Raw genomic sequence first — 23,241 nt, forward strand, 5'->3', positions numbered from 1 at the left:
ACGCCATGAGCCTGAAAGCAAAACGCTTATTCTATCATGCATGTTCGCAGCGGCCAGTAGCAGAATGCATCCGGCGCGCTGCCGGAGAAAATCAGCTGCGACGGATAATCCGGGAAGCAGCGGCTGCTCATTACGCCTTCGCCGTCGTTAATGAAAATTTCCACGCTCGACCGATCGATGAAAATCCGCAGCGTGCGGACCTCGCCGCGCCAGTAGCGATAGTGCATCTCGTCGCTGGCGAGGCTGCGTCGCGCCAGACGGATACCGCTGGCGTTGCGCTCAAGGGTTAACGCGCCGCCGAAATCAAGGCTTAGCGCGTCGTCGACGGCGGTTTGCAGATTGATTTCCATCGGCGCCAGCGGTAGGGCGTTCCCCGACCAGCCGTGCGCTTCCCCGCGCAGGGCGGTCAGCTCGCGCAGCGGACGCTGGTAGAGCTGACCGTCGATAAACTCCAGCTCGCGAAGGCAGGTCATCTGATGGATCCAGCCATGAGCGAGCGTCGGCTGAAGCATCTCTTCGCCGTCCGGGACGCCCATCCAGCCGACCAGCAGGCGGCGGCCATCGCGGGTGTGCGTAGTTTGCGGGGCATAAAACTCAAATCCGGCGTCCAGCTCGTGCAGCTCGCCGTGTTTGAACGCAGCGCGTTCGTAGTCGACATCGCCGCTCATCCATACCGCCGGATAGGTATTGAGGAAACGCTCTTCTTCACGAGCTATCCCCTGCGGGCAGCAGATCAGAATATGCTGGTCGCCGAGCGGAAACAGATCCGGACACTCCCACATATAGCCCGCGTCGCTCAGGCCGTTAATGCCGTCGCCGGCGATTTCGCCCTCGCTGCGCCACTGATGAAGGTCCGGGGAGCTGAGCAGCAGCACCTTACCGCGCTTTTGCCGATCCTGCGCCCCCAGCACCATGTACCAGCGGTCTTGATGCCGCCAGACTTTCGGGTCGCGGACGTGGCCGGTATAGCCCTCCGGCAGCGGCAGGACCGGACCGAGCTTAGTGAAGGTACCGTCGGCGTTTTCCGTCGCCAGGCACTGCCACGCGGTTCGGCCGCCATCATTGAACTTCACGTTGCCGGTGTAGCACAGGGTGAGCGTACCGTTGTTATCCACCGCGCTGCCGGAGTAGCAGCCGTTGCGGTCGTACTCTTCATCCGGCATCAGCGCAATAGGCTCATGCCGCCAGTGCAGCAGATCCGCTGAACTCCAGTGCGCCCAGCATTTGAACTTATGATCGCAGGCGAGCGGGTTCCACTGGTAGAACAGGTGATAGCGCCCGGCAAACTCGACAAACCCGTTGGGGTCGTTCATCAGCCCTGTGACTGGCGCATGGTGCCAGCGGGGATAGTGGCTATCGGCCAGCGCGCGCGGCTGGCCCTGCATAACGGCCTGCAAAATCGCAGGCAGACGTGATGGAAGTGACATTATTCAGCGTCCGTTTTGTATTTCAGCAGCAGAGAGACGACGAAAGCGACGCCAAAGGCGATGACCATGCCGATAATGTAGTTCAGCAGCGAGCTGGCCTGCACGATGGCCATGCCGGGAATCGCCGTCAGGCCGACTGCGCTCATATAGACGTGCACGGACACGACCCACGCGCCGCCCGCCGCGCCGCCGATCAGCGCCGCGATAAACGGCTTCATGAAACGTAAGTTGATACCAAAAATCGCCGCCTCGGTGATGCCCAGCATAGCGGAAAACGCCGAGGGCAGCGCAATGGCTTTGATTTTGACGTCTTTGGTTTTAAACCATACCGCCAGGCAGGCGCCGCCCTGGGCGACGTTGGCCATGGACCAGATCGGCAGCAGGAAGTTGACCCCGATGGACGGGTTGCCCAGCAGGCCGGCTTCGATGGCGTGGAAGCTGTGGTGAATACCGGTAATGACGATAACCGAATAGAGACCGCCAAACAGCAGTCCGGCCAGCCAGCCGGCATGGCTAATCAGGGTACTCAGGACAAACGAGATGCCGTCGCCGAGCGCGCGACCGGCCGGGCCGATAATCAGTAGGGCGATAAAACCGGAAATAATCACCGTCAGGAATGGCGTCAGGATCAGGTCCAGCGCATCGGGGATCGCGCGACGCAGCTGCTTCTCAACGATACTCATAAACCATACCGCCAGCAGCACCGGGAACACCGTCCCCTGATAGCCGATCATGGCGATCTCGAGGCCGAAGAAGTTCATGGTATGGAAACCGGCGGCCACGCCCCAGGCGTTAGTTAGCGCCGGGTGGGTCAGAATGCCGCCGAGCGTCGCGCCGAGGTAGGGGTTACCGCCGAATTCGCGGGCCGCGGTAAAGCCAATCAGGATCGGCAGAATGATAAACGCCGCCGAGCTGCACATATCCAGCATGATGTAGAGGGCGTTGCTCGGGTCAACCCAGCCGTAGGTTTTGACCATTCCCAGCAGGCCCATCAGCAGGCCGGAGGCGACGATTGCCGGGATAATCGGCACGAAGATGTTCGACAGCAGGCGCGCGATACGCTGGAAAGGGTTAAGCTTTTTCGCCGCGATGTCGGCGGCTTCCGACTTGCTCGATTCGCTAATTCCTGCCGCCTGAATAAAGGCGGCGTAGACTTTGTTCACCACCCCGGTGCCGAAAATAATCTGCATCTGCCCGGCGTTACGGAAACAGCCCTTAACCCCTTCAATTTTGCCGATGGCCTGCTGGTCGGCCAGCGAATCATCGACCAGCACCAGCCGCAGACGCGTGGCGCAGTGCGCGGCGCTGGCGATATTTTCCTTGCCTCCCAGAAGCGGAAGCAGCGAGCGGGAAATCTGTTCAAAATCCATAGTACCCTCTGAATGCGTAAAATTTTCGTGTTGTCGTCCCGTGTTCACGGGGGCGCAGTTTCTGCGTCGTTATCCTGTCCGGGGCGACAACGCGCGCGTAGCCGCCCCGGATGTTCCTGTCGTCAGACGTTACCCGTCAGAACCAGGTTTCCATCTGCATACCGAACGACCATTCGCCGCCCGATTTAAAACCACTGCTGCCCAGCGCGTCGTCGCTGGCGTAATTATTCAGTTTTTTGCTCCAGTCCATCCACGAGGTATAAAGGCGGATTTCAGGACGGCTGAAGAAATCACCGATACTGCCGACCTTAAAGGTCGGGGCGAAGGTGAGCTTGTAGAAGCTACCGTTCACCGCATGGCGATCGTTATAACCTTCAGGTTTAAGATCCATATACTGGTAGCTGCCTTCGTAAGCGAGAGCGAAGTTCTGGTTGATCTCCTGGATTAGACGCATGTTGAGCGTTGCCCACTGATAGCTGTCGCCCTCGGCATAACGATCTTTACTGCTTTGCGCCAGGATAGCCGGGGCGATAAACCAGTTTTTGCTGAGCGGCGTGGTGCCGTAGCTGGCGAAGCGCCAGGTGTTGGCCCCCGAGCGTAACGCGCCGTCAGAGCCGATGCCTTTAACTTCCGCGCCCAGGCCGTGACCGTAGAGCAGGGCGGTTTTGCTGGTGCCTTCACGCAGGCCGTAAAAACTGTCGTTATGCAACCCGAGCAGCGCATGGGTCCCGGTATTTGCCGCATCGCCTTTGACCGGATTACCGTTGGTATCCTGACGTTCATCGTTGTCTTTTGCCCGCATCCCGCTGACCATCACCTGCACCGGACCGATAAAGTTGTTCATGCTGACGATATAGTTCTGCACGCTGTTGCTCGAATCAGCAATATCGCCGAAGTTGCGTCCGTAGAGAGAGAAGTTACTGCGAATGCTATCGTTCCACCTGACGTCGTAAATACCGCCCCCGGTACCGGCGAGGAACACAACGTCAGAGTCAATCCAGTGAATATCAAAGTTGTCGCGATCGAAGCGTTTCCCGGCCCACAGGGTGGATCCTTTAAACGGCCCTTCGAAGGCAGGCAGGTTGCCCAGTTCGACGAAAGCCTGGCGAACGTTCAAATCACTGGTGCTCGCCGTCCAGTCGTTATAATTGGTTTGTCCGTCGGCGACCATCACTTTGAAGCGGGTCGTCGCGCCATTATCCAGGGTCTGCTTATGTTCAAGATTCATTTCAACATAGGTATCGGCCTGGTTTCCCAGACGGCCGATAGCCCCGCCGGTTTCCCCCGCTGGCGTCATGTAGGCGCCGGATTTGGTGCTGGCGGCGGAATCATTCATTATCACGCCGGAGCGGGCGTAGCCGTGAAACTCAAAGCCGCTTTTCTCATCGGCTTTTTTCTCAAGTTTGGCGGTACGTTGAACCACTTCCTGCGTCGTGTCCTGATTTTTTTGCTGCTGGGTGGTCAGCTGCTGGACTTTTTTCTCCGCTGACTCGGCGCGGTTTTCCGCGGTTTGCGCTCTGTTTTCCGCCTCCTGCAGGCGTTTTTCCAGCGCGACCAGGCGGGCTTCTATACTGCTGAGGTCCGTTTGCGCGTGGGCTGAGGCGGCGCCGGTTAGCAAAGCGATAAGGACCGCAAGTGTGCTTTTTTTATACATGCTGGTTGCATCCCGAAAGTAAAATTTGAAAATGTTGTTTTTTGCTAAACCGGTTTAGGCGCTATGTTAAGCATGAGCCTTAACATTTTGAAATGGATTTTGCTAAACCGGTTTAATAATTGTGATGGATGCAACAAAGTGGGCCGCGCACGACGGCCTGAACAATCAAAACTGGCGATTAAGGTCGCGCTGGTATGGCAGAGCGGTCATCGCGCCTTTCGCCGTTGTCGCCAGAGCGCCGCAGGTTTGCGCCAGCGTCAGGGTGGGTTCCAGCCCTTCGATATCCGTCGGCATCCCTTTGGCGGCAAGGCTTGCGAGCAGTCCGGCGACAAAAGCGTCGCCCGCGCCGGTGGTGTCCACGCTGACCACGGGCTTGGCGCTGAAATGGGTAAACTGCTGCTGGAAAGCGGCAAGCACGCCCGCTTTGCCCTGGGTGACCAGCAGCAATTCAGGCTGGTAGCGCGCGGTGATGCTGGCGATGCCTTGCGCTAAATCATCACTTCCGCTGATGAATACCAGTTCCTCTTCCGACAGCTTCACCACGTTGGCCATGCGCAGGGCGCGATCGAGGCAGGCGTGCAGCAGCTCCTGATCCTGCCAGAGGTCCGGGCGGATATTGGGGTCAAAGCTAACCCGGCCGCCAGCTAGCTTGATTTTCTCCATAGCCGCGAAGGTGGTGCTGCGGCTGGGCTCGGCGCTAAGCGCGATAGAGCAGACGTGCAGCCACTGGTTGGCGGTAAACTGCGGCAGGTCTTCTTTCGCCAGGAACAGATCCGCGCTTGGGCGCACCATAAAGGTAAAGGTGCGTTCGCCCTGATCGTCAAGGTCGACCACGACGGTGGAGGTTCGGTGCTCGCCGTCGAGGCGCATGTGGCTGACGTCGACCAGCTCCTGCTGCAGCGTGTGGCGCATAAAGCGGCCAAACGGGTCGTCACCAACGCGCCCGATAAACCCGCTGATGCCGCCAAGACGGGCGATACCTACCGCCACGTTGGCCGGCGCGCCGCCGGGGCAGCGCCGCAGGCGGCCTTCGCTCTCCGGCAGCAGGTCAACTACCGCATCTCCCAGAACCCAAACTTTTGCAATCATGCTGAAAAATCTCCATAGCTAAACTTAGTTAAACCGTTTTAGCACATTAAAGCATAGCGACAGGATCAGGGGAACGTTACGGGCGGAAAAGTGCGAACCAGGGCATAAAAACGTGAGCTGGTTGGCAAAAGATTGATGATTCGGCCAGGCGGGAGGGGCTGCCGGTGGCGACGGGTGATATGGCGGCGAAACGCGGTATGCCGGAGAGGCGCAGCGCGCTGCCTCCGGCAAAGCCCAGGCAGAGAAGGGCTCTCAGGGCTGATGTTCAACGCCGAGCCTGCTCAAGCTCCCGCCGCCAGACCGTCGATAATCACCTGCATCACACCCTGAGAACAGGGCTCGATGCGCCCGCGCACGCCGTAAACCGCCGCCAGAGCCTGCGGGGTAATCACCTCTGCCGGCGCGCCGTCCCCCTGCAGTTGCCCCTCTTTTAACATCAGCACGTGATCCGCATGGCGCAGGGCGATATTGATGTCGTGAACCACCACCAGCGTGATGATGTTGCGCCTCCGCGTCTCCTCACGCACCAGATCCATCACGTGGAATTGATAGTTTAAATCCAGCGCGCTAAGGGGCTCATCCAGCAGCAGGAGGGCCGGTTGGCGAATAAGCGATTGCGCCAGGCCGACGAGCTGCTTCTGCCCGCCGGATAGCCGGTCGAGGTAGCTCAGCGCCAGATGTTCAATGCCTAGCTGGCGCAGTAGCGACATTACCTGCGCCTGATTCTCCGGGCTGTGCGCTCCTCCGGCGGCGCGTTGAGCGACAATAATCGACTCCAGCACCCGCAAGTGCACGCCGGCGGGCAGCGTCTGCGGCAGGTAGACCACTTTTTCCGCTCGCCGGGCAAAGGGGAGGGCAAGCAGATTCTCACCGTCCAGCGACAGCTCGCCCGCGGACGGCCCCAGCCCGGCCATCGCCCGCATCAGGGTGGATTTTCCGCTGCCGTTGGGGCCGAGCAGCGCGGTGATTTTACCGCGCTGCAGCCTCGGTACCGTCAGGTCGCGGATCACCTGGCGTCTGGGATAACCGGCGCTGAAATGGGTCAGCGCCAGTCCGGATACAACCTGGCTCATACGTGCCCCCGATGACGCAAAATGATGCTCAGGAAAAAAGGCACCCCCACCAGCGAGGTCACGATGCCAACCGGAATTACAGCGCCGGGGATCAGGTTTTTTGCCGCAACCGAAGCCAGCGACAGGACGAGGGCGCCGATTAACGCGCTGGCCGGCAGGTAAAAGCGGTGATCTTCGCCGAAAACCAGTCTGGCGATATGCGGCGCTACCAGGCCGATAAAACCGATTGGGCCAACGAACGCCACCGAAATCGCCGACAGAACGCTGATGCGCAGCAGGGTGGTCAGGCGCAGGCGGCGCACGTTGATGCCGAAACTGACGGCCCGGTCTTCGCCGAGGCGCAGCGCGGTCAGCTTCCACGCGCTGCGCATGGATAGCGGCATGACGACCGCCAGTATCGCAAACAGGATCCCCACCTTTTGCCATGAAGCGCGGTCAATGCTGCCCATCGTCCAGAACACCAGCCCCTGGAGGGTATCTTCGTTGGCGACAAACTGCAGCATCGATACCAGCGCATTGAAGGTAAACACCAGCGCGATGCCGAACAGAATGACGCCAGAGGTGGCGACCTGTGTCCAGCGCGTAATGCCGTCCAGCAGCAGCGCCGCCAGCAGGGCGAAGATAAAAGCGTTGGCCGAGATAAACCACTGGCCGGGAATGCCGGGAATACCCATCCCCAGCACGATAGCCAGCGCCGCGCCGAAGGCCGCCGCCGATGAGACGCCGAGCGTAAACGGGCTCGCCAGCGGATTGTTAAGGATGGTCTGCATTTCAGCTCCGGCGAGGCCGAGAGCCAGGCCGACGACGACGGCCATCAGCGCATAGGGCATGCGGATATCCCAGACGATCGCTCGCGTTCCGGCGCTGGCGCTGCCCGGGTCGGTAAGAGTTTGCCAAAGCGCCTGCAGCGACAGACCCGATGGCCCCATGACGAAGTCGAGCAGCAGCGAGGCAATAATCAACAGCGTCAGCAGCAGCAGCATGATGGCACGGCGGCGCACAATGTGACGATAGTTTGCCATGACGTCACGGCTATCGACGCCAAACGCGACGATATCGGATTCAGAAGAGAGACTCATGGCTCATTACTCACCTTGTTGCCAGGAAAAAACAAACGGCAGATCGGGCAGGGTGGTGAAATGACGAACAATGTAGTGCCAGCTGTCGTCAGGGTTGAGGCCGCTGAAGGTCTGGGGATAGATATCCTTCGCCAGATACGCCATACCGACGATATTCCACGGATGGTTATAGAAGTGGTGGTAAATGCCGTAAGCGCGTTTTGCTTCGATCGTGGGGATGTTGCTCACGCCGGTGCGCGACAGCAGCCGCTCCGCCTGGCGATTGACCTCCTGGGGATCGGCCTGTAAACCGAGCGGCAGCACCTGGCTATTCCCGCGTTTTGAACCGGTCATAATATAGGCATCCGGCTTCATGCTAATCACTTTTTCCAGCGACACAAATCCGGAAGCGCCCGGCAGCAGCTGCGAACCGATATTGTTCGCGCCGACGGCTTCGACCAGACCGCCCCAGCCGTTGTGGCCGTGCGTGAAGCAGCAGGCATCGCTATTACCCGCCAGCGCCTCGACAAAAACGTTAGCCTTCGGGGTGATGTTCGCGGTTTTCTGGCGGATGGCGTCCAGTTGCTGACGGTAATAGTCGGTATAGGCTTTGGCGTTTTCTTCACGGTTAAGGACTTTCCCCAGCAGATCGATACTCGGGGCGGTGTCTTTGCCGGGGTTGATTTCATAATCGACGAACAGCACGGGAATATTCAGCGCGCTGAGCTTGCTGATGACACCGCTCTCCTCCAGCGCGGGCTTCGCGCGAAGCTGGGCGATCATCAGGTCAGGCTGGCGGGAGATGACGCTCTCAAGGTCAACGTTGCCCTTATCGCTAAAGCCCATATCGAGGATCTGAGCGGATTGCGGCCACTTCTCCTGCAGCATTTTCCAGGTATTGATGTCCTGTTTTCTGGCCAGGTTATTCCATGCCACGACGCGCCTGAAAGGGTTGTCGCGGTCGAGCAGAGCCATGGCCATAATATCGCGACCATCCTGCAGGATAATGCGCTGTGGCTCATGCTGGAGCGTAATCGCGCGGCCGTCGAGATCGGTGACGGTGAGCGGATATTGCGCGGCAAAGCTTAAGAGAGGAGTGGAAATCAGGGCAGTAAGGATGAGCGAACCTACTGATTTTATTGCCATAATATGCGTTCCGTTTACTAATTTATAAATATAATGATTCTGAGAATTATTCTCGTGTAAACATAAACGGCAAGTATATCAACGGCAAATGACTTAAAATGTAACAAATTTGTTGGAATTTATTCGAGCATCCAGAAGTGGGACGCGGCAGACCAAAAGTCGATAGAAAAGTCTGAAATCAGTTTTAAGAACAATCCCTAAAGCCAGACGGCAAAATCTTGTGCCATGCTAAATGCGACTCATAACATTAAGTTCGTTAGCGAGAGAGGATATTATGAAAAAAGCAATGATTGCATTATCGGCGATTCTGGTAGCAGCTCCTGTTTTTGCTGCAACAACGACACACGCAACCGACGATACCGTCGCGGCGGCCCATGAAGGGGCGAACACCGCGAAAGAAAAACTGCACGAGGCCCAGCACCAGGGCGAAGAGCAGCAGCTTAAAGCCAAACACGCGGCTGAAGGCAAAAGCGACAGCGTAGGCAGCGAAGTCAGCGAAGGCGCGCAGAAAACCTGGAACAAGACCAAAGAAGGGACTGAGAAGGGCTGGAACGCGACTAAAGAAGGCACCGAAAAAGGCTGGAATAAGACCAAAGAGGTCAGCAAAGAAGGCTGGGATAAAACCAAGCAGGGTGCTGAAGAGCTAAAAACTAAAGTCACTGAGTAATCACTGACTCTTTGCTAAAAAAGGCCGCGAAAGCGGCCTTTTTTGTTATTTAACGCGTATTGTTCAGCCTCGGGATAATATTTTTAACAGGTGATAATGCTATCCCCAATCAAAATCGATCCGGCTTGCAGTATACCCGGGAGCAGAGTAAATCCTGTGGCTGGGTTAAATGAGCGCAACCAATAAAAATGCGCCTTGAAAGACTAAGCGGATATGCCAGGAATTGTCCTGGTTATATTATTACTCACTATTCCTCCACATTTTCCTGGTACAAAGGAAATATATCAGGAGGTGTATTATGAAAAAAATTCTTTCACTGGCGATTATTTTATCTTGTGCTTTGACTTCCGTCTCCTGGGCGGATGGTCCTGGCGGCAACAACCACGGTCAGCAGCAGGTCTGGCAGCAAGACGCCGGCCGGGGCGGCCCGGACGGTAACCGTCAACAGGGGCCGCAGGCCAACAACCATCAGGGTAAAGGCGATAACCGTGGCCCGGCGCATGGTGACAAGGGGCCGCAGGGTAACCCTCATCAGGCGCGCCACGAGCGGGACCACTTCGCGTGGAACGGCCATGATTTCCGCAAAGGTCAGCCGGCCCCGGAACGTTTTCGCGGCAATGATTACCGGATAAACGACTGGAAAGATCGCGGATTACCGGCACCGCCACGCGGGCAGCACTGGTCCTATATTGACGGTAACTATGTGCTGATTGCCGCCGCGACCGGGATTATTACGTCGATCCTGATCAACGGCGCGCTGAGCCACTAACTTTTTTACTTAACCTCGCCACCGCTTCCCCCGGAGGCGGTGCCCCGGGCTACCGATTCCCCCGCGTCTGAGGGATGGTAGTCCGGCTAGCCTGGCGCTATCGGGCGATGCCCACTCGCCCTTGTTTTCGCTTCAAATCCGCGCAAAAACTGCAAAGTTGAAAATATCATCCATGCGCCTCTTCTTTGCTGTTTTATCTGCTTATTTAGGCTTTATAAATGTGTATTGTGCTTCATGGTTAATAAAAAGCAGAGAATGTAAGAAGTACCCTGGTTCAGGCGTTAGTAAAAGACGTCCGCTTCGCCTTTAAATCGCTATGAATAAATCAGATGAAAACCCCGCGTGGAATAAGAAATCCTGCTTGCAATAAACCCTTAGCACGTTAAGTTATTAAAGCTTTGCATCTGATTCTATTCCCGGAGACCGGCATGACCGACTGTGTAATTCCTGAAATTAAAGCCACCGAAGATGAAATGATTGCGATCCGTCATTATTTACACGCCAATCCGGAATTAAGCCTGGAAGAGTTTAATACCAGCGAGCTGGTGGCCGGAAAACTGACCGAGTGGGGCTATACGGTGACCCGCGGGCTGGCGAAAACCGGGGTGGTAGGAACGTTAAGCAAGGGCGATTCGCCGCGTACTATCGGCCTACGCGCCGACATGGACGCGCTGCCGATTTTCGAAGCGACCGATCTCCCCTGGGCCAGCACCGTGGCCGGAAAAATGCACGCCTGCGGCCACGATGGCCATACCACTATTCTGCTGGCGGCGGCGAAATATATCGCCTCGCCGGCTTGCCAGTTCAACGGCACGGTACACCTGATATTCCAGCCTGCGGAAGAGGCGATCGGCGGCGCGGATTTAATGATTAAAGACGGCCTGTTTGAGCGCTTCCCCTGCGAGCGCATCTTCGGCCTGCACAATATGCCGGGCCTGCCGGTGGGGAAACTCGGCTTTTACGCCGGTAATTTTATGGCCTCGGCGGATACGGTAAAAATCACTATTACCGGCTACGGCGGCCACGGCGCGCACCCCGAGCGCACCGTCGACCCCATTGTGACCGGCGCGGCGCTGGTGATGAATCTGCAAAGTATCGTTGCCCGTAACGTACCGCCGGGCGAAACCGCGGTGGTCAGCGTCGGCACTTTCCAGGCGGGTATCGCCTCCAACGTCATCCCCGAGAACGTGGTGATGGAGCTGAGCGTGCGGGCGATGAAGCCGGAAATCCGCGACCTGCTGATTAAGCGCATCAAAGAGCTCGCTGATTTTACCGCCAAAAGCTACGGCGCCAGCAGCGAGGTTGAGGTTTTTGACTCTTATCCGGTGCTGACCAACAGCGGCGAGGAGACCGAGTTCGCCAAAGCGCTGGCGCTGGAGGTCTTTGGCGAGGAGGGCGTACTGGAATCCATTTCGCCGATGAACGCCAGCGAAGATTTCGCCTTTATGCTCCAGAAACGCCCCGGCTGCTACTTCCTGCTGGGCAATGGTGAGAAAGGCGGGAAGGGCGGCTGTATGGTGCACAACCCCGGCTATGACTTTAATGATGACATTATTTCCACCGGCGCGACGCTGTTCGCCCGGTTAGTTGAAACACACTGCCGTTGATCTCTGGAGTCCGTAAATAATGAAAAAATCTCTTCTGCTGTGGGTCGCGCTGATGGCCTCAACTTCAGCTCTGGCCGCAGAAAATAAGGAAATTCGCTTTGGCGTCGATCCCACCTTCGCGCCGTTTGAATGGAAAGATCCGCAGGGTAAGCTGGCGGGTTTTGATATTGACCTCGGCAACGCGATTTGCGCCCAGCTGCAGGCGAAGTGCGTGTGGGTGGAAAGCAACTTCGACGGCATTATCCCGGCGCTGAAGGCGCGTAAGTTCGACGCGATCCTCTCCGGTATGTATATGACCGAGAAGCGTAAAGAGCAGATCGGCTTTAGCGACAAGCTGTACAACGGCCCGGTGTTCCTCGTGGCGCGTAAAAACACCCTGGCCGGAAATACCGTCGAACAGCTGAAGGGGAAAACCATCGGCGTAGAGCAGGGCTCGGCGCAGGAGACTTACGTTAACCAGCACTGGCGCACGGCGGGGATCAATATCGTCGCTTATCAGGGGGCGGATCGCGTGGTTCAGGATCTGGAGTCCGGGCGTATTGACGGCGCGGTGTTGTCCGGGATGATGGCCGACTACAGCTTCCTGCAGCAGCCGCAGGGTAAAAATTTTGCCTTCGTTGGCGGTCACCTGAAGGACGACAAGCTGTTCGGCGCCGGCGCGGCGATTGGCCTGCGCAAAGAGGACGATGCCCTGCGCCAGGAGATTAACGGCGCGATAGCCCGCATTCTCGCCGACGGCACCTATAAAAAGCTCGCCGGGAAATATTTTAGCTTTGACGTCTATTCCGGGACATAATGTTGTTATGCATTCAGCGGGCACGGATAGCCCGCTTCAAGCTTCCTTTTCTTACTATCATTTCTGACCCTTGGCATTTCTTGAAAGGACACAGAATATAAGCATTACCCTATATAATTTGCGTTGCATGAAGGCGACAAGAGAGTGACAAATTCGTCAGGAACGAATTTGACCAGCCGAAGGCTGGCCTTCGGTGAGAGGCAGGAGCCTCTCATTAATCCCCGGGACCTTACTCGAGTATGTGACCGGGGTGAACACGCGAAGTCAACGCACAGGCAACGTGAAGTATGACGGGTAAATAAGGAGTGAACGGCATGATGACACGTCCCTTGGGCAAAACCGGATTTTCCATCGCCCCGCTGGTGTTTGGCGGTAACGTTTTTGGCTGGACCATCGATGAAAAAACCAGTTTTGCCATTCTTGATGCGTTTATAGACCACGGCTTCGATGCTATCGACACGGCGGATGTTTACTCCCGCTGGGCGGACGGCAACCAGGGCGGCGAGTCTGAAACCATTATCGGCCGCTGGCTACAGGCGCGGCCAGGCATGCGCGATAAGGTAAAGCTCTTCACCAAAGTGGGTTCCGATTTAGGCCTTCCCGGTCATAAAGGGTTGAAAAAAGCGTGGGTCCAGCAGGCGGTGGACGACTCCCTGCGACGCCTGAATACCGATTATATTGACCTCTATTTCGCCCACTGGCCGGACCCGGAAACGCCGGTCGCCGAAACCCTCGACGCCTTCCACGCCCTACAGCAGGCGGGGAAAATCCGCGCCATGGGCGCCTCGAACCTCGATGCGCAGCAGCTTTCGAGCGCGCTGGAAGTGTCGCGCAAAAGCGGTCTGCCGGCCTGGCAGGTGCTGCAGCCGGAATACAATCTTTATCATCGCTCGGCTTTTGAGGGCGCGCTCTGCGACCTGTGCATCAGCCGCGATATCGGCGTGGTGACCTACTACAGCCTGGCGTCCGGCTTCCTGACCGGCAAATACCGCCAGCAGTCCGATCTCGCGCAAAGCCAGCGCGGGGGTGGCATTGGCAAATATCTCAATCCGCGCGGGCTGCGTATTGTCGATACCCTGGTTGAAGTGGCGGAGCAAAGCGGCGCTAAACCTGCCGAAGTCGCGCTGGCCTGGCTGATGAGCCGCGACGGCGTGACGGCGCCCATCGCCAGCGCCACCAGCCTCGCTCAGGTGGAGAGCTTTGCTCGCGCCGCCGCGCTGACCCTGAGCGCCGACCAACTGGCGCATCTGGATACCGCCAGCGCGTAGTGATTGAGGCCGGAGCCTGTCGGGTTCCGGTCTTTTGTCTCGCCGCGTTTTGTTGCGCACGCTTCCTCACCTTCAGCCCAAACCACTGCGGCGAATCCCTTTCACCGAAAATGAAACGTTTTTCCAGACGGCAAAAGCCAGGCTTGATTACGATAAGATAATGAGTATAGTTCTCATTCTTCTTCTTGTTTGCGATTTTATCAGGAGATAACCTGCGTACGTCGCGGGCTCACAGGTAAACGGCGAAGGCACTGGATGGGGCTCACAGGCGCAAGACCGGAAACGCGAATTTCGGCGGCGGAGTCACTATCGGATCGTTGATTTTGTTCAGGACTGATCTTATGAAACGCACTCTCCCGGCGCTGGCCGTCTCTGCCAACTTAAGCGGCCGCGCCGCACCGGCTTTCCCACTGCGGAAAACGCTGCTGGCGTTAACCATTGGCGCTATCTCCCATTCGGCAACGGCGGCGGAAAACGTCGCCGAACGCCAGAAAAGCGAAGAAACGATGGTCGTTCAGGCCGCATCCGCCAGCGATTTTAAAGCCGGCGGCGATTTGGTGGTGCCCGCCTATCTCGATGGTCAGATAGCCAACGGCGGCCGTCTTGGGATGCTCGGCGAACAAAACGCGATGGACGTTCCGTTTAGCATCATCGGCTATACCTCGAAGCTTATCGAGGATCAGCAGGCGAAAACCATCGCCGATGTGGTCAGCAACGATGCCGGGGTTCAGCCAGTGCAGGGCTACGGTAACTACGCCGAGACCTACCGCATTCGCGGCCTTAAATTTGACGGCGACGATATGACCCTGAGCGGGCTGGCGGGCGTGGTGCCGCGTCAGGTGGTGGATACCGCCATGCTTGAGCGGGTCGAAATTTTTAAAGGTGCCAACGCGCTGCTTAACGGTGCGGCCAGCTCCGGCGTCGGCGGGATGATCAACCTGGAGCCTAAGCGCGCGGAAGATACCCCGACCGCTCGCGTGGGCGTCGACTATACCTCGGATTCTCAGGTCGGCGGTACGCTGGATTTGGGCCGCCGCTTTGGCGACGACAACCAGTTCGGCGCGCGGATGAATCTGGTGCACCGCGAAGGCGAGGCGGCGGTGGAGAGTGATAAGCGCAGAACCACGCTGGCCTCCATAGGGCTCGATTATCGCGGCGAACGGATGCGCAGCTCGTTTGACTTTGGCTATCAGAAAAAAACCTTCCACGGTAGCCCGATGGGCATCAACATTTCGGGCGTCGATTTTATTCCGCACCTGCCGGATAACACCCACAACTACACGCAAAAATGGGCTTATAGCGATATCGAAAATGAGTTCGGTATGCTGAGAATGGAATACGACATTGTCGATAAATGGACCGCCTACGCCGCTCTGGGGGCGCAGCATGCCCATGAAATCGGTCTCTATAGCGCCTCGAAGCTGATTGACCGGGCGGGCAACGCCACGGCGGGGCGCCTGGACACCAACCGCTATATGGATACCGCCAGCGGCATGGCCGGGATACGCGGCGAATTCGCTACCGGTTTTGTGTCGCACAAGGTCAACGTCGGCTATTCGGCGAAAACCCAGAACGACAAAACCGCGTGGCGGATGTCGAAGGCGGCGGATAATCCGCCGGTGAATATCTACGATACCCGTCCGGTTGCGCCCCCGGCGAACGCTTCCTTCGGCGGCGACTATGACGATCCGCTCACCAGCGGCCGTACCCGTTCCCAGGGCTGGCTGCTGAGCGACACCCTCGGCGTGCTGGACGATACGCTGCTATTCACCGTCGGCGCCCGTCATCAGAAAGTGGTGGTGCGTAACTACGATAAAGTCACCGGCCTGCAAAGCGATGCCTGGGACAACAGCCGCTGGATGCCGGCCTATGGCGTGGTCTATAAGCCCTGGCAGGTTCTCTCTTTATACGCTAACCATACCGAAGCCCTGCAGCCGGGCAGCAATGCGCCAACCTCCGCCGCTAACTATGGGGAAAGCGTCGGAATTATTCACTCGAAACAAAACGAAGTCGGGATGAAGGCGGATTTTGGCCGCATTGGCGGCTCGCTGGCGCTGTTTGAAATTAAAATGCCGTCTGCCTTCCTGGATAGCCATAAGCGCTATGGCCTTAACGGCGAGCAGCGCAATCGCGGCGTGGAATTTAACGTATTCGGCGAACCGCTGTACGGCCTGCGCCTTAACGCCAGCGCGACCTGGCTGAAAGCCGAACTGTCAAAAACCAAGGATGGCGTCAATGATGGTAAAACAGCCATCGGCGTACCGGGCTTCTATGCGGTGCTTGGCGCAGAGTATGACATCAAACCTATCGACGGCCTCACCGCCACCGCACGCCTCAATCACTCGGGTTCGCAGTATGCCGACCAGGCGAACAGCAAGAAGATTGATAGCTTCACGACCCTGGATCTCGGCGTGCGCTATCGTCTGGCGCTTAACGAGAACCAGAATCAGATGACGGTACGCGCGGGCGTCGATAACGTGACGGATGAGAACTACTGGTCCGGCGCGGACGACAGCGGAACCTATCTGTTCCGCGGCGAACCGCGCACGTTCAAGGTTTCGGTCGGCTACGAATTTTAAGGCAAAACCGCAGGAGCGGGCAGGGCGGCTCGTTTCCTGCGGGTTGCGACCGGCCCGGCTTAGTGTTAAAAGGTGCCCCTTCATATAAACACACAGGGGATCGACGTGAAAGACGCGTCAACGTCGTCGGATGCCGTAGAGGAAAGCGGCCCGACGCTTCATCGCGGTTTACAGAACCGACATATTCAACTTATCGCCCTTGGCGGCGCCATCGGTACCGGCCTGTTTCTCGGCATCGGGCCAGCGATTCAAATGGCGGGACCGGCCGTACTGATCGGCTATGCCGTCGCCGGGATCGTCGCCTTTCTGATCATGCGCCAGCTGGGTGAAATGGTCGTCGAAGAACCGGTTTCAGGCTCCTTTGCCCACTTTGCCTATAAATACTGGGGCCCGTTCGCCGGTTTTCTTTCCGGCTGGAACTACTGGGTGATGTTCGTGCTGGTGGGGATGGCGGAGCTGACCGCCGCCGGGATCTATATGCAGTACTGGCTGCCGGACGTGCCGACGTGGATCTGGGCCGCCGCGTTCTTCCTCATTATCAACGCCGTAAACCTGGTGAACGTGCGCCTGTACGGCGAGGCGGAGTTCTGGTTCGCGCTGATAAAGGTGCTGGCGATTATCGGCATGATTGGCTTTGGTCTGTGGATGCTGTTCGGCGGCCACGGCGGCAGCAAAGCGGGAATCGATAACCTGTGGAAACACGGCGGTTTCTTCGCCACCGGCTGGCACGGCCTGATTATGTCGCTGGCGGTCATTATGTTCTCCTTCGGCGGACTGGAGCTTATTGGCATTACCGCCGCGGAGGCCCACAACCCGGAAAAGAACATCCCGAAAGCGGTTAACCAGGTGGTATACCGTATTCTGCTGTTTTATATCGGTTCGCTGGTGGTTCTGCTGGCGCTCTATCCGTGGGTGGAAATCAAATCCGACAGCAGCCCATTCGTGATGATCTTCCATAATCTTGACAGCAATGTGGTGGCTTCCGCGCTGAACTTCGTGATTCTGGTCGCATCGCTGTCGGTTTATAACAGCGGCGTTTACTCGAATAGCCGGATGCTGTTTGGTCTGTCGGTGCAGGGCAATGCGCCGAAGTTTCTCGCCCGCGTCAGCAAGCGCGGCGTGCCGGTTAACTCCCTGCTGCTTTCCGGGATTATTACCTCCCTGGTGGTGGTGCTTAACTATCTGTTGCCGCAGAAAGCCCTCGGCCTGCTGATGGCGCTGGTGGTAGCGACGCTGCTGCTGAACTGGATCATGATCTGCCTGGCGCACCTGAAATTCCGCGCCGCCCAGCGGCGCAAGGGGCGCGAGCCGAAGTTTAAAGCTCTGCTGTCGCCCGGCAGTAACTACGTCTGTATCGCCTTTCTGGCGCTGATCCTGGTGCTGATGTGCACCATCGACGGGATGCGTCTGTCGGCGATTCTGCTGCCGGTGTGGATCCTGTTCCTGTTTGCGGCCTTTAAAACCCTGCGCCGGAAGGCGTAGCGCGCGATCGCCCCGCCGTCCGGCGGGGTATCATTCCTTTTATTGTGATCTTCTTCGCGCTTAGCTTATTTTGCCCGCGATCTTCTTTTTGTAATCGATTACTTTTCATTTGAGGGTATTTGTAATCGATTACTTTTTTGAGGGCGGTCGAAATGATCACAACAACCGAAGGTCGTGAAACTCCCCGCGCAACGCACCGTTTTCTGGTGCCGCGGCTGTCGTTAATGATGTTTATGCAGTTCTTTATTTGGGGAAGCTGGTCGGTCACGCTGGGGCTGGTGATGACCCGCTATGAGATGTCGCTGCTGATCGGCGATGCTTTCTCCGCCGGGCCGATTGCGTCCATTCTTTCGCCATTCGTACTGGGCATGCTGGTCGACCGCTTTTTCGCTTCGCAGAAGGTGATGGCGGTAATGCACCTGGCCGGGGCGGTGATTCTGTGGTTTGTTCCGCAGGCGCTGGTGGCGCAAAACGGCGCGCTGCTGATTGGCCTGCTGTTCGGCTACACTCTGTGCTATATGCCGACGCTGGCGTTGACCAATAACATCGCTTTCCACAGTCTGGCGAACGTCGATAAAACCTTCCCGGTGGTGCGCGTCTTCGGCACCATCGGCTGGATCATCGCCGGTATCTTTATCGGCGTGACGGGGATTTCCGATACCACAGGGATTTTCTCTGTTGCGGCGCTCTGTTCGGTGGCGCTGGCCATTTATAGCCTGACGTTGCCGCATACGCCGGCCCCGGCGAAAGGCACCCCGGTACAGTTTCGCGACCTGCTGTGCGCCGACGCCTTCGCGCTGCTGAAAACGCGCCACTTCCTGATTTTCTCCCTCTGCGCGACGCTGATTTCGATTCCGCTGGGGACCTACTACGCCTACACCGCGTCTTATCTGGCGGATGCCGGTATCGCGGACGTCAGCACCGCGATGTCTTTCGGCCAGATGTCAGAAATCTTCTTTATGCTGGTGATCCCGCTGCTGTTCCGCCGCCTCGGGGTGAAATACATGCTGCTGATCGGTATGGCGGCGTGGTTCGTGCGCTATGCCTTCTTTGCGCTGGGGGTCAGCGAAGAGGGGCGCTTCCTGCTCTATCTCGGCATCCTGTTGCATGGCGTCTGCTATGACTTTTTCTTTGTTGTCGGCTTTATCTACACCGACCGCGTGGCCGGTGAAAAGGTGAAGGGCCAGGCGCAGAGCATGATCGTGATGTTCACCTACGGTATCGGCATGCTGCTGGGGTCGCAGATTTCCGGCGCGCTGTATAACCATCTGGTGGCAGGCCAGAGCGTACCGCAGGCGTGGGTCGCCTTCTGGTGGATCCCGGCGGTGGCCGCAGCGGTCATCGCCCTGATTTTCCTTTTCTCTTTCCAGTACAACGAGAAAGAGCCGCGTTAATGTTTGGGAGGTGGTATGAAAACAATCAAGGGGCCGGGCATTTTTCTGGCGCAGTTTATCGGTACGCAGGCGCCGTTTAATACCCTGGAGGGCCTGGCGCAGTGGGCTGCCAGTTTGGGCTATCAGGCATTGCAGATCCCCTGCAACCATCCGGCGATTTTCGACGTTGAACGTGCCGCCGCCAGCCAGACCTACTGCGATGAGGTGAGCGGCAAGCTAGCGGAGCATGGCCTGGCGATCGGCGAGCTCTCTACACATCTTGAAGGGCAACTGGTGGCCGTTCATCCGGCTTATGATAGGGCCTTTGACGCGTTTGCGCCCGTCGCGCTGCGCGATAACCCGCAGGCGCGCCAGCAGTGGGCGGTCGAGAAAGTGCGCCAGGCGGCGGTGGCGTCTGCGCGTCTGGGGCTGAAGGCGCACGCCACCTTTTCCGGGGCGCTGGCGTGGCCCTATTTTTATCCGTGGCCGCCGCATAATCAGCCGCTTCTCGATGAGGCTTTTGATGAGCTGGCCCGGCGCTGGCGGCCGCTGTTGGATGTTTTCGACGAACAGGGCGTCGATCTCTGTTACGAAATCCATCCCGGCGAAGATCTGCATGATGGCGTGACCTTTGAGCGTTTTCTGCAGCGACTCGATAACCATCCGCGCTGCAACATACTTTATGATCCCAGCCACCTTCATCTTCAGCAGATGGATTACCTGGCCTTTATCGATATCTACCACGCGCGGATCAAAGCGTTTCACGTCAAAGACGCTGAATTCCGCCGCAGCGGGCGCAGCGGGGTCTATGGCGGCTATCAGAACTGGCCGCAGCGGGCGGGACGTTTTCGTTCGCTGGGCGACGGGCAGATCGATTTCAAAACGATTTTCAGCAAGCTCACCGAGTATGATTTTGACGGCTGGGCGGTGCTGGAGTGGGAGTGTTGCCTGAAGGACGCGGAAGTCGGCGCGCGCGAAGGCAGCGAGTTTATCCGCCGCCATATCATTCCGGTCTCCGGACGGGCGTTTGATGATTTCGCCGCAGGCAAGGAGGGAGGAGAATGATTCAGGTCGGCATTATTGGCTCCGGGTTTATCGGGCCGGCGCATCTGGAAGCGCTGCGCCGGGTGGGCGATATCGAGGTGGTGGCGCTGTGCGATGGTTCGCTGGAAGTGGCGCAGCAGAAGGCGCGCCAGCTCAACGTGGCGCACGCCTACGGTAGCGTCGAGGCGCTGCTGGCGCATCCCGGATTGCAGGTGGTGCATAACTGTACGCCGAACCATCTGCATGCGCGGATTAACCGACAGATCCTCTCCGCCGGGCTGCACGTCTTTTCGGAAAAACCGCTCTGCATGACCGCGGAGGAGGCCCGTGAGCTGGTGGCGCTGGCGGAAAGCGCCGGGGTGGTTCATGGCGTCAGCTTTGTTTATCGCCAGTTTGCCATGGTGCAGCAGGCGGCGGCGATGATGCGCAACGGCGACGTCGGAAGGCTGTTTGCAGCGCACGGCAGCTATTTGCAGGACTGGATGCTGCTGGAGACCGACTATAACTGGCGGGTCGATTCGGCGCAGGGCGGCGCCTCGCGGGCGGTGGCCGACATTGGCTCCCACTGGTGCGATACGGTGCAGTTTATGACAGGCCGTCGTATTGTCGAGGTGATGGCGGATCTCTCTATCGTCTGGCCAGCGCGTAAAGCGCCCGTTGCCGGGGATGCGACCTTTAGCCAGCATCGCGATGATAGCGCGTATGAGGCGCGGCCCGTCGATACCGAAGATTTGGGATCGGTACTGTTCCGTTTTGATGACGGCAGTAAGGGCTGTTTTACCGTTTCGCAGGTCAGCGCCGGGAGAAAAAATGGCCTGACGGTGGAGATCAACGGCAGTAACTGTTCGCTGGCATGGGAGCAGGAGATGCCGCAGCGGCTGTGGGTGGGGCATCGCCAGCGGCCAAACCAGCTGCTGAGCGACGATCCGAGCCTGATGCTCGGCGAGGCCGCCGCCAGCGCCCACTTCCCCGGTGGGCATAACGAAGGCTGGCCCGATGCGTTTAAAAATATGATGCTCAGCTTTTATCAGGCGGTGCGCGCCGGCGAGATGCCGCCGGCGTCGTCGCAGCGTTTCGCCTCTTTCTATGAGGGGGCGGATGTGATGTACATCGTTGATGCGATAGTGAAAAGCCATCAGCAGCAGCGCTGGGTGCAGGTGGAAAGATAAGCAGAAGGCGCGGTGCGCATTTTGCGCACCCGCTGTATTATTTCACGCCAAAATAGCCGTCGAGATAGGTCCCGGACAGTTCATTACCAAACAGCACGGCGTCTTTATTTTCCATCTCGTTGTCCCATTTATCGCTGACGTTGCCGGTAAATGCGTGCTGGGTTTTTGTGCCCTGCGCCACCTGCTGCCTGATGGCGTCGGCAGTACGGCGGGCGTCGCTTTCGCTCATCCCCGACTTTCTGTCCTGCTGCCCACGGGCATAGATGTCGGTAAAGTTCGGCAGATTTAAGCGGTAGTTTTCCTGACGGTTACTCACGAAGTTACCACCGACGAAATCGCTGCGGTGTGAGACAAAATAGTAAGCGTGGCGTTCCGGGGAAGATTTTGAGGAGGTACAGCCGGAAAGGGCGGCAAGCGAACAGCCAAGCGCGATAAAAGCCATTTTTAGTTTCATTGATATCATCATCCATAATTATTAGAACAGGTACACCGATCATTCGGCTACAGAACAAAACGGTTAAGTATGTCTGTACGGTAGCACCTGAAGACCCATGAATCCAAGGGTCTTCAGGCAGCATTTTTAGATCTGCGCCAGTCCACCATCAACGTAGTCTGGTGGTTGCTGACAGCCCCTCGGACCTTATCAGCGGCAATATCGGCTGCGCGTATTTATCGACTGGCTGGCGGAGGCATTTCCGGCTGCGGTAAAAGGGGACTAGATGAAAGGAACCAGAAAATTATGCAGCGTGTGATTATAAATCAAGTAACAATAAATATTACGCTTACTTATAATATGGGGGATATATCTTGCTATATATAATATGACATGGTTAAATTCAGTGGGTATTTTATTAAAATATTTAATGAAATGTGTTAACGTTATTTTCTCTAAGGGCTTGAATTATAGATTAGTCTTTTGTTTTCTATATTTATAGTAAATGTAATAGCAGCAATTTTTTTTGTTTATAGTATGTTTGGTATTACGTCTGTATCTTTTTGAAAATATTTTTAGCCACTCAAGAGGTAAATGTAATGCCGGCAGGTAACCGTGAGATTAAATGTATGGCGTGTGGTTTAAACTGCCCTATTGAAGCGGAAGATAAAATTGAACGTTCTCTTTGTGGAGAGAGAAAATTTTCAGTATGGCCGGATAAAAATTATTTTTTTAAGCGAGCGGTCAATGATTTAGTTTTTCGTGAACTCACCTGTTTTTTGCCTGAAGGAATGGTGGTGGTGGACTTCTCCCTCGACAATATTTTGTATTTTCTGCATGAGGGATGGGCCGAAAAACTGCAGGAGACCGGGCTGAAGATTATTTTACTCGCGGATAAAAGCATGCTGCCCATGGCTAATTTTTGGATGCTGCGCTCCGGATTACTATGGTCGGTGGTGGAAGTCAACGATAGCTTAAGTAGCTTAATCAAGAAAATAAAACGCATCATGCTGGGGCGAAATCTTCGCTGCCGGCGCACACCGTCGCTGACGGAGCATGAAATGAAGACGCTACGCCTGCGGGCGGACGGGCATTCCAGCCAGGATATTGCTCGCATCATGGCGTGCGATACCCGCAGCGTCTACCGCTTTCAATACTCTTTATGCAAGAAGTTCGGCGGGCTCAATCGCCTGCACGAGCTGCGCTTCAGGCATAACATACCCGCGCTGGATTAGCA

The 23,241-nt window shown here is 57.1% G+C and carries 19 protein-coding genes; 11 read left to right on the forward strand and 8 right to left on the reverse strand.

Going from position 1 to position 23,241, the window contains the following annotated elements; genetic code table 11:
* Positions 1–26: 26 nt before the first annotated feature.
* From KCG39_RS25580 to KCG39_RS25610, 7 genes are all read right to left on the reverse strand, one after another.
* Positions 27–1,427, reverse strand: a complete 1,401-nt coding sequence (locus KCG39_RS25580) for a sucrose-6-phosphate hydrolase (RefSeq protein WP_004130148.1) — start codon at positions 1,425–1,427, stop codon at positions 27–29.
* Positions 1,427–2,797: a sucrose-specific PTS transporter subunit IIBC gene (locus tag KCG39_RS25585; protein WP_004130149.1), complete on the reverse strand. Its 1,371-nt coding sequence runs from the start codon at positions 2,795–2,797 to the stop codon at positions 1,427–1,429. Before KCG39_RS25585 ends, KCG39_RS25580 begins: the two co-directional genes overlap by 1 nt.
* A 136-nt stretch (positions 2,798–2,933) precedes the next feature.
* Complete coding sequence (locus KCG39_RS25590; protein WP_004130150.1) at positions 2,934–4,451, reverse strand: carbohydrate porin; 1,518 nt, start codon at positions 4,449–4,451, stop codon at positions 2,934–2,936.
* A 165-nt stretch (positions 4,452–4,616) separates the two neighbouring features.
* Positions 4,617–5,540, reverse strand: a complete 924-nt coding sequence (locus tag KCG39_RS25595; protein ID WP_142467837.1) for an aminoimidazole riboside kinase — start codon at positions 5,538–5,540, stop codon at positions 4,617–4,619.
* A gap of 281 nt (positions 5,541–5,821) precedes the next feature.
* Positions 5,822–6,613, reverse strand: a complete 792-nt coding sequence (locus tag KCG39_RS25600; RefSeq protein WP_004130152.1) for an ABC transporter ATP-binding protein — start codon at positions 6,611–6,613, stop codon at positions 5,822–5,824.
* Positions 6,610–7,692: a FecCD family ABC transporter permease gene (locus KCG39_RS25605; protein ID WP_049115000.1), complete on the reverse strand. Its 1,083-nt coding sequence runs from the start codon at positions 7,690–7,692 to the stop codon at positions 6,610–6,612. Before KCG39_RS25605 ends, KCG39_RS25600 begins: the two co-directional genes overlap by 4 nt.
* A 6-nt stretch (positions 7,693–7,698) precedes the next feature.
* Positions 7,699–8,817, reverse strand: coding sequence for an ABC transporter substrate-binding protein (locus KCG39_RS25610; RefSeq protein ID WP_004130155.1), 1,119 nt, complete (start codon positions 8,815–8,817; stop codon positions 7,699–7,701).
* Between the two features lie 274 nt (positions 8,818–9,091).
* Between KCG39_RS25610 and KCG39_RS25615 the strand changes: the two genes are divergently transcribed.
* The 10 genes from KCG39_RS25615 (at position 9,092) to KCG39_RS25660 (ending at position 21,571) form a co-directional block, all read left to right on the forward strand.
* Entirely contained in the window at positions 9,092–9,484 is a 393-nt protein-coding gene (locus KCG39_RS25615; protein ID WP_004130158.1) for a hypothetical protein, read from the forward strand.
* 298 nt (positions 9,485–9,782) lie between these two features.
* Positions 9,783–10,253 (forward strand): RcnB family protein, encoded by a 471-nt coding sequence (locus KCG39_RS25620; protein WP_211811496.1) that lies wholly within the window; start codon positions 9,783–9,785, stop codon positions 10,251–10,253.
* A gap of 428 nt (positions 10,254–10,681) precedes the next feature.
* Entirely contained in the window at positions 10,682–11,860 is a 1,179-nt protein-coding gene (locus KCG39_RS25625) for a M20 aminoacylase family protein (RefSeq protein WP_004130162.1), read from the forward strand.
* Positions 11,861–11,879: 19 nt separating this feature from the next.
* On the forward strand, positions 11,880–12,656 hold the full coding sequence (locus tag KCG39_RS25630) for an ABC transporter substrate-binding protein (RefSeq protein WP_142444864.1): 777 nt from the start codon (positions 11,880–11,882) through the stop codon (positions 12,654–12,656).
* A gap of 314 nt (positions 12,657–12,970) precedes the next feature.
* Complete coding sequence (locus tag KCG39_RS25635) at positions 12,971–13,924, forward strand: aldo/keto reductase (RefSeq protein ID WP_142467835.1); 954 nt, start codon at positions 12,971–12,973, stop codon at positions 13,922–13,924.
* A gap of 341 nt (positions 13,925–14,265) precedes the next feature.
* Positions 14,266–16,503, forward strand: coding sequence for a TonB-dependent receptor (locus tag KCG39_RS25640; protein ID WP_142467834.1), 2,238 nt, complete (start codon positions 14,266–14,268; stop codon positions 16,501–16,503).
* Between the two features lie 105 nt (positions 16,504–16,608).
* Positions 16,609–17,985: a phenylalanine transporter gene (gene pheP, locus KCG39_RS25645; RefSeq protein WP_211811497.1), complete on the forward strand. Its 1,377-nt coding sequence runs from the start codon at positions 16,609–16,611 to the stop codon at positions 17,983–17,985.
* A gap of 152 nt (positions 17,986–18,137) precedes the next feature.
* Positions 18,138–19,379: an MFS transporter gene (locus tag KCG39_RS25650; protein ID WP_004130172.1), complete on the forward strand. Its 1,242-nt coding sequence runs from the start codon at positions 18,138–18,140 to the stop codon at positions 19,377–19,379.
* A gap of 15 nt (positions 19,380–19,394) precedes the next feature.
* On the forward strand, positions 19,395–20,423 hold the full coding sequence (locus tag KCG39_RS25655) for a sugar phosphate isomerase/epimerase family protein (RefSeq protein ID WP_004130174.1): 1,029 nt from the start codon (positions 19,395–19,397) through the stop codon (positions 20,421–20,423).
* The gene (locus tag KCG39_RS25660; RefSeq protein WP_004130176.1) at positions 20,420–21,571 is read left to right on the forward strand and encodes a Gfo/Idh/MocA family protein; all 1,152 of its coding nucleotides are present in this window, start codon (positions 20,420–20,422) and stop codon (positions 21,569–21,571) included. Before KCG39_RS25655 ends, KCG39_RS25660 begins: the two co-directional genes overlap by 4 nt.
* A 37-nt stretch (positions 21,572–21,608) precedes the next feature.
* On the opposite strand, the gene KCG39_RS25665 is transcribed toward KCG39_RS25660, so the two are convergent.
* The gene (locus tag KCG39_RS25665) at positions 21,609–22,025 is read right to left on the reverse strand and encodes an Exc2 family lipoprotein (RefSeq protein ID WP_004130178.1); all 417 of its coding nucleotides are present in this window, start codon (positions 22,023–22,025) and stop codon (positions 21,609–21,611) included.
* Positions 22,026–22,603: 578 nt separating this feature from the next.
* Here KCG39_RS25665 and KCG39_RS25670 point away from each other — a divergent pair.
* Entirely contained in the window at positions 22,604–23,239 is a 636-nt protein-coding gene (locus KCG39_RS25670) for a helix-turn-helix transcriptional regulator (RefSeq protein WP_004130180.1), read from the forward strand.
* The last annotated feature ends 2 nt before the right edge of the window (positions 23,240–23,241 follow it).

The organism is Klebsiella pasteurii (assembly GCF_018139045.1).
Classification (GTDB): domain Bacteria; phylum Pseudomonadota; class Gammaproteobacteria; order Enterobacterales; family Enterobacteriaceae; genus Klebsiella; species Klebsiella grimontii.